The following is a 356-nucleotide window of genomic DNA, read 5'->3' as shown; positions in this document are numbered from 1 at the left end:
CGTATAATGCATCTATTACACTTTTTTCTCCTGTATTTATTAAATTTAAATATTTATCTAGATTGGTTTTTATATTTAGCAAATTTAATTCTGTAAGATTATTTTGTAGTTTTATATAATTATTCATGTTCTCCTCCTACAAAAAATTATCTAATTTTTTCAGGTTATTAGAACACATTTCATTTAGTTCTTTTGAATCTTTTATATGCTTTGACATTAATGTTGTATAATGGTCTGATATATAATTTATTTTTTTATCTGTTATTTTATGTACTGTTATCAATTCTGTGTTATAATATATATACAGATAATTTTCATTGGTTTTTATCCGCATAGTTTTACCTATATATTCAGGT

1 pseudogene is annotated in these 356 nt (G+C 21.3%); it reads right to left on the bottom strand.

The features are described from left to right. Positions 1–136: 136 nt before the first annotated feature. Positions 137–356 (bottom strand): annotated as a pseudogene (locus ACYQ44_RS10465) (IS21 family transposase); the annotation flags it as partial.

The organism is Marinitoga arctica (genome assembly GCF_054657315.1).
The sequence above is the reverse complement of the archived record's forward strand: the minus strand, read 5'-3'. Positions and strand labels throughout refer to the sequence as shown.